A 9,010-nucleotide genomic window follows, 5' to 3' on the forward strand; every position below is an offset into this window, starting at 1 on the left:
TATTATTTCTTTTGTTCTTTTAATAAATCACGGATTTCAGTCAGTAATGTTTCTTCTGCTGATGGTGCCGGTGGCGCAGCGGGAGCTTCGGCCTGTTCGCGGCGTAATTTATTCAGCATTTTGATGGCAATGAAGATAGCAAATGCGACGATAACGAAATCAAAAACGGTTTGCAGGAATACACCATAGTTCAGTACAACAGCAGGCACATCTCCGCTGGCTTCCCGCAGCACAACGGCAAATTGCTTGAAGTCGATTCCGCCGATCAGTAAACCGAGTGGTGGCATGATGACATCAGCAACTAATGAGGACACAATTTTGCCGAATGCCGCACCGATAATGATACCGACAGCCATATCAACGACATTGCCGCGCATTGCAAATTCACGAAACTCTTTTATGAAGCTCATACCCTTTTCCTTACCCAAAATGTTAACAAGTTGTCATTCTCAAGTATAAATCAATAGTATTTACTATCAAAATATTAAGCACTTATTTATAAAAAGAACGGACTTGGCTGGAAGAGCTTCTCCACCTCGGGTACGTGGCGTTTGTCAGTAATGAACAGCACGACATGGTCTCCCTGTTCAATGCTGTGTTCAGCATTCGCAATAATCACCTGCTCATCTCTGACAATTGCACCAATAATCGTACCCGGTGGCAGCTTAATATCGGCAATTTTGCGTCCGACGACTTTTGAAGTGTTTTCATCGCCATGTGCAATTGCTTCAATGGCTTCCGCAACACCACGGCGCAGCGAGGACACACTGACAATATCTGCCTTGCGCACATGACCGAGTAATGCAGAAATAGTAGCTTGTTGCGGGGAGATAGCGATATCAATCACACCGCCCTGAACCAGATCCACATAGGCGCTGCGCTGGATAAGCACCATGGCTTTTTTGGCCCCCATCCGCTTGGCAAGCATTGCGGACATGATATTGGCCTCGTCATCGTTGGTCAGGGCGATAAAGACATCAACCTGTTCAATATGTTCTTCTGCTAATAATTCCTGGTCGGAGGCATCCCCGTAGAAAACAATAGTGTCATGCAGCAGCTCTGCGAGATCGGTTGCCCGGTTGGCGTTGTGCTCGATCAGTTTGACGTTATAGTCTTTCTCGATACGCAGTGCCAGACCGGCACCGACGTTCCCGCCGCCGACAATCATGATCCGCTTATACGGTTTTTCCAGACGCTGTAGTTCACTCATTACCGCACGGATATGCTCGGATGCGGCGACAAAGAACACTTCATCACCGGCTTCAATAATGGTTGAACCCTGCGGGCGAATCGGTCTGTCCTGACGGAAGATGGCCACAACCCGTGTTTCAATATGCGGCATATGCTCGCGCAGGCTGGAAAGGGCGTTTCCGACCAGCGAGCCGCCGTAATAAGCTTTCACGGCGACAATACTGACACGGCCTTCGGCAAAATTCACAACCTGAAGGGCGCCGGGATACTGGATCAGTTTATAGATGCTGTCGATCACCAGCTGTTCCGGGGCGATCAGGTGATCGATCGGGATCGCTTCCGGTAAAAATAATTTATCGGCTTCCCGGACATATTCTGAGGATCGGATACGGGCGATCTTATTCGGCGTATTGAACAGGGTGTATGCAACCTGGCAGGCGATCATATTGGTTTCATCGGAGTTGGTCACTGCGACGAGCATATCCGCATCTTCCGCACCGGCTTCCCGCAGTACCCGCGGATGAGAGCCGGCTCCGTTTATTACCCGGAGATCGAATTTATCCTGTAACTGACGCAGCCTGTCCGGGTTGGTATCCACAACAGTAATATCGTTGTTTTCATCCACTAAGTTTTCTGCCAGTGTGCCGCCGACCTGACCGGCACCGAGAATAATAATTTTCATATAAATGATCGTCCGGGTTGTTTATCAGGCAGGAAGTGCCTGTTTAACCAGTTTAGCGTAAAAAAATCCGTCTCCGCTCTGCGCATCCGGCAGCATCTGGTAGCCTGTTGCCGGTGTATCGGTTAATACAGCATCACGGTGCGAAGAGAGAAAATTATTTATCTGATGAATATTCTCCTCCGGTAATACCGAGCAGGTTGCATAGACCAGTGTGCCGCCGGGTTTGAGATACGGCCAGACAGCGTCCAGAATCTCCCGTTGCAGCGCAGCCAGCTCATTGATGTCATTATCACGGCGCAGCCATTTGATATCCGGATGGCGGCGGATTACGCCGGTCGCTGAGCAGGGGGCATCCAGCAAAATACGATCAAACGTCAGAGATTCTGCCCACTGTTCCGGATAACGTCCGTCACCGGTTTTCACCACCGCGTTTTGTTTAAGTCGTTGTAAATTCTCATTAACCCGGGTTAAACGCTGTTTATCCACATCAACAGCCATGACATGAGCGCGGGGTGCTATCTCCAGAATGTGGGTGGTTTTCCCGCCGGGTGCCGCGCACAAGTCTAAAATAGTCTCATCATTCTGCGGATCAAGCAGTAATGCACAGCCCTGCGCGGAACTGTCCTGCACGGTAACCCAGCCATCCGCAAACCCCGGCAGATCAGTGACCGGGCAGGGCGTTGCCAGACGCAGTGCATCGGGATATGCCGGATTATAAAAGGTTTCAATATCCTTTTCTGCCAGCAGCGCCTGGTATTCCTGAGCGGAGTGATGGTTACGGTTAACCCGCAGCCACATCGGCGGTTTTTCATTATTTGCCGTAATAACGGCTTCCCAGTTGTCAGGATATGCCGCCTGAATCCGCGACAGCAGCCATTTCGGATGCAGCCAGCGGCTTTCATTATTGGCAAAACGTTCGGACAGCACCTGCTCCTGACGCTGGAACTGACGCAGCACCCCGTTAATCAGTCCCTTCAGCTGGGGTTTTTTCAGTACAACAGCACCGTTAACCGTCTCGGAGAGCGCAGCGTGTGCCGGGATCCGTGTATAACAGAGCTGATAAAAACCGACCAGAATCAGATAATGCAGTACCCGTTGCTTACCGGTCAGCGGTTTTGCCATCAGTTGCTGGCTGTACCATTCGAGCTCCGGCAGTACCCGCATCACACCAAAACATAATTCCTGCAGCAATGCTTTATCTTTCGGGTTGATATCCCGCTGATATTCAGGCAGAAGTGCGCTGAGTGACTGTCCCTGATCCAGGACCTGGCTGATGATACGGGCAGCAATGCTGCGTAGGTTATAACTGTTTTTCATTGTGATTCCGGTATGCCGGCAAGCGATAAAGAGAAAGGGTGACCGGCATACCACACTGGGCATGCCGGTTATGAAACAAAATTACAGTGAATTTCCCGGGGTAAACCATTCTTTGCGGGAATTCAGAATATCAGCGGCTGACATCGGTTTTTTCCCGGCAGGCTGTAACTGTGTGATATTCAGGATCCCTTCTGCAGTGGCAACCTGAATGCCGTTTTTATCCGCACGGATAACCGTTCCCGGCGCTGCGGAAGTCTGTTCCGCAATCACATTGGCCTGCCAGACTTTCACCGGTTGCTCATCAATCACCATGTAGCTGATTGGCCACGGGTTGAAGGCACGGATACAGCGGTCCAACTGTGCGGCAGAAAGAGACCAGTCCAGCCAGGCTTCTTCTTTGCTCAGTTTTTCTGCATAGGTGACCAGAGTGTTGTCCTGTTTTTCAGGGCGGAGCGCATTCTGACAGACCAGAGACAGTGTATATAACAGTGCCTGCGGGCCGATACCGGCGAGTTTTTCATACAGGGATGCACTGGTATCTTCTGATGTGATATCACATTCAGCTTTATACAGCATATCGCCGGTATCCAGACCGGCATCCATCTGCATGATGGTCACGCCGGTTTTGGCATCACCGGCCCACAATGCACGCTGGATAGGCGCTGCACCACGCCATGCCGGTAACAGGGAACCATGAACATTCAGACATCCCAGGCGCGGAATATCCAGCACTGCCTGCGGTAAAATCATCCCGTAGGCCACGACAATCATAATGTCTGCCTGCTGGTCGCGTATCCACTGGTGATTTTCTTCTTTGCGCAGTGTGGATGGCTGGAAAACAGGAATATCGTGCTGTTGTGCCAGTTCTTTTACCGGGCCTGCGGTGATTTTTTTCCCGCGGCCGGCAGGGCGATCCGGCATGGTTAAGACGCCAACGACATTATGCTCCGACTGAATCAGGGCATTGAGGTGGCGTGCGGCAAAATCAGGCGTTCCTGCAAAGATAATACGTAATGAATCTGACACGTTGCTTTCCTGTAAAAATAATAATGCCACAAACAATAACAGTGCCCGTGCGCTGCTGCGGTCTGTGGCAGATAAAGACTGCGGGTATTAAGACCGGGCTCTGAGTCTGTCCAGTTTTTCGACTTTCTGACGGATGCGCTGGCGTTTCATAGCGGAAAGGTAATCAACAAATAATTTGCCTTCCAGGTGATCCATTTCATGCTGGATACAAATTGCCAGCAGATCACCGGTTTCCAGCTCGAAAGGCTCGCCGTTATAGTCCAGCGCCCGGATTTTAACGTGCTCAGCACGCGGTACGAATGCCCGCTGCTCAGGAATCGATAAACAACCTTCTTCGATTCCGGCTTCTCCGGATTTTTCCAGCAGTTCCGGGTTGATCAGCACCAGGCGCTCATTCCGCTCTTCTGACACATCAATCACGATAATGCGCTGGTGGATATCAACCTGAGTGGCCGCCAGACCAATACCTTCTTCGTCGTACATGGTTTCGAACATATCATCGACAATCTTCTGAATGCCGGCATCGACTTTTTCAACCGGCTTTGCAATCTTGCGAAGCCGCTCGTCGGGATAATGTAATACAGTTAATAACGCCATAGATTTTTTCGTGTTCTATCTAAAAAATGGATGGAAATTAATGTCTATTCTAGACAGTTATCAGCCTGATTGACAGTATTGCCCGCAGCGGACACCGCATTTTTATCACAGGCTCAGTCGGGATGGTGCAATGGATGAAAGGGAAATTTGGTTACGTCTGGCGTGTATCAGGCGGTTAAGTGCTCATCATGCTGTCAGTGCTGCCACTATACTGACAGAGACCTGCACACAGAAAAACGGTGCGATCTGCCGGCAGTTACATCAGTGCGGACTCACACTGGTGCAGTGTCAGCAATTTATGAATGTGAATACATCCAGGCTGAAAACGGCACTATTATGGGCTGATTCACCGGGTAACATGATATTGCCCCTGTCATCACCACACTATCCGTTTTTATTAAAGCAGATCTATTCACCCCCGCTTGTGCTTTTTGTGGCAGGGCAGTGTGAGGCGTTATCTGTCCCGCAGGTCAGTATGGTGGGCAGCCGTGCTGTTACCCATTACGGCGAAAAGTGGGCGGGCTGTTTTGCCCGGCATCTTGTGCAGCATAATCTGGTCATCACCAGCGGACTGGCTGCGGGTGTGGACGGATGCTGCCATGAGGCGGCGCTGGCATCCGGCGGAAAGACAATAGCGGTATCCGGCAGCGGGTTATCTCATATTTATCCTGCAAAGCACCGGTCTCTGGCAGAGGAGATTACAGAAAATGGCGCACTTATCTCTGAATATTTTCCGGATGTGCCGCCACTGGCCAAAAATTTTCCCCGCCGTAACCGGATAATCAGCGGGTTAAGCCGACTGCTGATTGTGATTGAGGCCGGACGGCGCAGCGGGTCATTAATTACGGCACAATGCGCGCTGGAGCAGGGGCGGGATGTATTTACGTTACCGGCAGTGCTTGGTAATCCGGCGTATGAGGGCAACCACTGGTTGTTGCAACAGGGTGCCTATATTGCAACAGCACCGGGGGATATCACGGATCATCTCGCGCTGAATATGCAGTGGCTGGCGCTGCCGCCGATCCCGGAAACACCGGAAGCGATTATCACACCCGTACAGGAGGAACTGCCGTTTGCACATGTGCTGATTAATGTGGATGATGAACCGACACCGGCGGATATCATTGCCGCGCGGTGTGAGCTGCCTGTCACGGAGGTGACAACACAACTGCTGCAGCTGGAGTTATCAGGTAAAATAGCCGTGGTCAGCGGGGGATATATCCGCCTGCATCACTGAACGGTATCGGCGTAAGGTAAAATTATCATGTCAAAATTAACGGCGGAATGCTGTCCGGAATGCGGCGGAGAGCTGGTTATCCGCAATGGTGCTCACGGTCCTTTTTTCGGCTGCTCTGCTTATCCGGAATGTGATTACATCCGTCCGCTGAAAGCCGGTACTGACGGACATATCATCAAAGTGCTGGACGGACAGTTGTGCCCGCAGTGCGGCGGGACGCTGGTGCTGCGTCAGGGGCGCTACGGAATGTTTATCGGCTGCGGAAATTTTCCGGAGTGTGAATATATTGCATCTATTGATTCACCGGATGAAACAACAGTGGCCTGTCCGCAGTGCCATAATGGTAAGTTACTTCAGCGTAAGTCCCGGTTCGGTAAAATTTTTTATGCCTGTAACCGCTATCCGGCCTGTCAGTTTTCACTGAACAGCAAACCGGTTGCCGGCGAGTGTCAGTATTGCGGCTATCCGCTGCTGGTGGAAAAGAGGACATCAACAGGCGTAAGATTAAGTTGTGCGAGTAAAGCCTGCGCAAAACGACAAAAAGAACAGAATGAGAATAATGATGAATCATAATCAAACCACAGCAAATTTCGACACAATCATAAAAGCACTTAATAACCAAGAAGTTATCGCCTATCCGACAGAGGCTGTCTTTGGCCTCGGGTGTGACCCGGACAGTGAACAGGCCGTGATGGCACTGCTGGATCTGAAGCAGCGTCCGTGGGAAAAAGGGCTGATTCTGATCGCTGATAACTATGATCAGGTGAAACCGTATATTGATGATTCACGGCTGACAGATGAACAGCGTGAAGCGATGTTTGCCTCCTGGCCGGGCCCGGTGACCTGGGTGATCCCGGCAAAACCCGCCACACCAAAATGGCTGACCGGCCGTTTTGACTCGCTGGCTGTCCGCGTAACCGATCATCCGGTGGTCAAAGCATTATGCCTGGCATACGGCAAACCGGTGGTGTCCACCAGTGCGAACCTGAGCGGGCTGGAGCCGTGCCGGACAACTGATGAAGTCAATGCACAGTTTAACGGACGGATCCCGGTGGTTGACGGGCTGGTCGGCGGGCGGAAAAATCCGTCTGAGATCCGTGATGCACTGACAGGGCAGTTATACCGCCAGGGCTGACAGAACACCAAAAGGACCCGGAATGAAAAAATTTGCCGTTTTTGGCCATCCGATTGCACACAGCCAGTCCCCCTTTATTCATCAGGAATTTGCCGGACAATTTGGTATTGAACTGAGTTATGAGCGGATCCTTTCTCCGCTCGACGGCTTTCGCGACAGTGTTTCTGCATTTTTTGCTGCGGGCGGGATGGGAGCGAATGTCACATTGCCTTTTAAAGAGCAGGCGCATGCGCTGGTGAATGAGCGTAGTGAGCGGGCACAGGTCTGCGGCGCGGTAAACACCCTGTATCTGACAGAAGATAAACGGCTGGCAGGGGATAATACCGACGGCGAAGGGCTGGTGATTGATTTGCAGCGGCTGATGTTTATCCGCCCCGGTGACAGTATTCTGCTGATTGGTGCAGGTGGCGCGGCCCGGGGCGCACTGTTATCACTGTTACAGGCGGGATGCGCTGTTACCGTTACCAACCGGACATTCAGCAAGGCACAGTCTCTGGCTGAGCGGTTTGCCGGTCATGGAAAAGTCAGTGCAATGCCGATCAGTGAAACCGGAACAACCGGGTTTTCACTGATTATTAATGCCACATCGTCCGGGGTGGACGGCGCGGTTCCGCAGATCCCGTTGTCATTACTGAATCAGTCAGTTGCCTGTTACGATATGTTTTACCGTACGGGGCTGACACCTTTCCTGCAACTTGTCGCAGATAACGGTGTGACCCGGTATGCTGACGGGCTGGGTATGCTGGCTGGCCAGGCGGCTTTTGCATTCAGGTTATGGCATGGCGTATTGCCGGATATTGCACCGGTACTGACAAAACTCAAACAGAAGATGACATCATGAACCAGTCCATTCAGTTTCCGGATCGCGAATCACGGGACGATGACCGGGAGTGTATTGTCTTTCCGGTGATGATTAACGGCTTTTTATCGGATTGCCGCGTCTCTGCACAATACCTGCAATCCCGTTACGGAACGGAGCCCGGAGAGGATATGCTGTCACTCTTCCGCCGGAACCGCTGGGATCTGGAGGAAGAGTTTGCCGAATATATTGAAAAGGGTGAAGCGGACGAACCGCCTTACCGGTTACCCTGCGACAGATAATCATTTTTCCACATAACATAGTTATTGGCTGAATATTTCAGCCCTTCATATTCTTCCGGTTTCAGCGGACGGACGGCTTTGGCAGGGCTGCCGAGATACAGGTAGCCGCTTTCCAGATGTTTGCCGGGAGAAACCAGACTGCCCGCGCCGATAATTACATCATCCTCTACCACCACACCGTCCAGCAGAATTGAACCCATACCGACCAGAACACGGTTACCGATAGTGCAGCCGTGCAGCATCACTTTATGGCCGACGGTAACATCCTCGCCGATAATCAGCGGGTGACCGGCCGGATTATCCGCCGTCTGGTGAGTGACATGTAATACGGAGCCGTCCTGAATATTGGTACGCTGACCAATCTGAATGTAATTGACATCTCCCCGGGCAACGACCAGCGGCCAGATACCGACATCATCAGCCAGACGCACATCACCGATAATGACGGAAGAATCATCGATCATGACATTTTTACCGACAGAAGGGGTTAATGTCAGATAGGGACGGAGTTTATTCACAATAATTACCTCAGAATATAAATGTATTTTGGTGATCTTAATGAGAGAGTTTACCGGAGGCAATGCAACTTTCGGGCATAATTGCCGGAAAATACGACATGATGCTCAAAAGACAGACAGTTAATAAGAAAATTCAAAAAAAAGGTTGTGCAAAACGAAAAGCTCCCTATAATGCGCCACCACTGACACGGAACAACGCGATAACA

Annotated in this window: 11 protein-coding genes; 5 read left to right on the forward strand and 6 right to left on the reverse strand. The window is 51.1% G+C overall.

Features of this window, described 5'->3' with window-relative positions:
* Positions 1-2: 2 nt before the first annotated feature.
* The 5 genes from mscL to def form a co-directional block, all read right to left on the reverse strand.
* Positions 3-410 (reverse strand): large-conductance mechanosensitive channel protein MscL, encoded by a 408-nt coding sequence (mscL, locus tag ACF8OF_RS02520; protein WP_025154661.1) that lies wholly within the window; start codon positions 408-410, stop codon positions 3-5.
* An 86-nt stretch (positions 411-496) separates the two neighbouring features.
* On the reverse strand, positions 497-1,873 hold the full coding sequence (gene trkA / locus ACF8OF_RS02525) for a Trk system potassium transporter TrkA (protein ID WP_046895366.1): 1,377 nt from the start codon (positions 1,871-1,873) through the stop codon (positions 497-499).
* A gap of 24 nt (positions 1,874-1,897) precedes the next feature.
* A complete protein-coding gene (rsmB, locus tag ACF8OF_RS02530) occupies positions 1,898-3,190 on the reverse strand; it encodes a 16S rRNA (cytosine(967)-C(5))-methyltransferase RsmB (RefSeq protein WP_392495611.1) in 1,293 nt (430 codons plus the stop codon).
* Between the two features lie 81 nt (positions 3,191-3,271).
* A complete protein-coding gene (gene fmt, locus ACF8OF_RS02535; protein WP_392495613.1) occupies positions 3,272-4,216 on the reverse strand; it encodes a methionyl-tRNA formyltransferase in 945 nt (314 codons plus the stop codon).
* Between the two features lie 87 nt (positions 4,217-4,303).
* The gene (def, locus tag ACF8OF_RS02540; RefSeq protein WP_004238602.1) at positions 4,304-4,813 is read right to left on the reverse strand and encodes a peptide deformylase; all 510 of its coding nucleotides are present in this window, start codon (positions 4,811-4,813) and stop codon (positions 4,304-4,306) included.
* Between the two features lie 130 nt (positions 4,814-4,943).
* Between def and dprA the strand changes: the two genes are divergently transcribed.
* The 5 genes from dprA to ACF8OF_RS02565 are packed head-to-tail and all read left to right on the forward strand — an operon-like array spanning position 4,944 to position 8,286.
* Complete coding sequence (gene dprA / locus ACF8OF_RS02545; RefSeq protein WP_392495615.1) at positions 4,944-6,050, forward strand: DNA-processing protein DprA; 1,107 nt, start codon at positions 4,944-4,946, stop codon at positions 6,048-6,050.
* A gap of 27 nt (positions 6,051-6,077) precedes the next feature.
* Complete coding sequence (locus ACF8OF_RS02550) at positions 6,078-6,623, forward strand: topoisomerase DNA-binding C4 zinc finger domain-containing protein (RefSeq protein WP_392495617.1); 546 nt, start codon at positions 6,078-6,080, stop codon at positions 6,621-6,623.
* Positions 6,613-7,185 carry an L-threonylcarbamoyladenylate synthase type 1 TsaC gene (gene tsaC, locus ACF8OF_RS02555; protein ID WP_392495623.1) on the forward strand — a complete coding sequence of 191 codons (573 nt, stop codon included), beginning with the start codon at positions 6,613-6,615 and terminating at the stop codon, positions 7,183-7,185. Before ACF8OF_RS02550 ends, tsaC begins: the two co-directional genes overlap by 11 nt.
* Positions 7,186-7,207: 22 nt before the next feature.
* Positions 7,208-8,026: a shikimate dehydrogenase gene (gene aroE / locus ACF8OF_RS02560; protein ID WP_392495619.1), complete on the forward strand. Its 819-nt coding sequence runs from the start codon at positions 7,208-7,210 to the stop codon at positions 8,024-8,026.
* Positions 8,023-8,286, forward strand: a complete 264-nt coding sequence (locus ACF8OF_RS02565) for a DUF1488 domain-containing protein (protein ID WP_279800650.1) — start codon at positions 8,023-8,025, stop codon at positions 8,284-8,286. The genes aroE and ACF8OF_RS02565 overlap by 4 nt, the downstream gene beginning before the upstream one ends.
* On the opposite strand, the gene ACF8OF_RS02570 is transcribed toward ACF8OF_RS02565, so the two are convergent.
* Positions 8,262-8,807 (reverse strand): gamma carbonic anhydrase family protein, encoded by a 546-nt coding sequence (locus tag ACF8OF_RS02570; RefSeq protein ID WP_279800652.1) that lies wholly within the window; start codon positions 8,805-8,807, stop codon positions 8,262-8,264. The two genes, ACF8OF_RS02565 and ACF8OF_RS02570, sit on opposite strands and share 25 nt — an antisense overlap.
* Between the last annotated feature and the right edge of the window lie 203 nt (positions 8,808-9,010).

Origin of the sequence: Morganella sp. TYF_1, assembly GCF_043105645.1 — a bacterium.
GTDB lineage: Bacteria > Pseudomonadota > Gammaproteobacteria > Enterobacterales > Enterobacteriaceae > Morganella > Morganella morganii_B.

What these genes read in the sequence shown, in the direction of transcription:
- ACF8OF_RS02565 (WP_279800650.1), top strand. Translation starts at nt 8,023, where the DNA reads ATGAACCAGTCCATTCAGTTTCCGGATCGCGAATCACGGGACGATGAC.
- tsaC (WP_392495623.1), top strand. Translation starts at nt 6,613, where the DNA reads ATGAATCATAATCAAACCACAGCAAATTTCGACACAATCATAAAAGCA.
- rsmB (WP_392495611.1), bottom strand. Translation starts at nt 3,190, where the DNA reads ATGAAAAACAGTTATAACCTACGCAGCATTGCTGCCCGTATCATCAGC.
- ACF8OF_RS02550 (WP_392495617.1), top strand. Translation starts at nt 6,078, where the DNA reads ATGTCAAAATTAACGGCGGAATGCTGTCCGGAATGCGGCGGAGAGCTG.
- dprA (WP_392495615.1), top strand. Translation starts at nt 4,944, where the DNA reads ATGGATGAAAGGGAAATTTGGTTACGTCTGGCGTGTATCAGGCGGTTA.
- trkA (WP_046895366.1), bottom strand. Translation starts at nt 1,873, where the DNA reads ATGAAAATTATTATTCTCGGTGCCGGTCAGGTCGGCGGCACACTGGCA.
- def (WP_004238602.1), bottom strand. Translation starts at nt 4,813, where the DNA reads ATGGCGTTATTAACTGTATTACATTATCCCGACGAGCGGCTTCGCAAG.
- aroE (WP_392495619.1), top strand. Translation starts at nt 7,208, where the DNA reads ATGAAAAAATTTGCCGTTTTTGGCCATCCGATTGCACACAGCCAGTCC.
- mscL (WP_025154661.1), bottom strand. Translation starts at nt 410, where the DNA reads ATGAGCTTCATAAAAGAGTTTCGTGAATTTGCAATGCGCGGCAATGTC.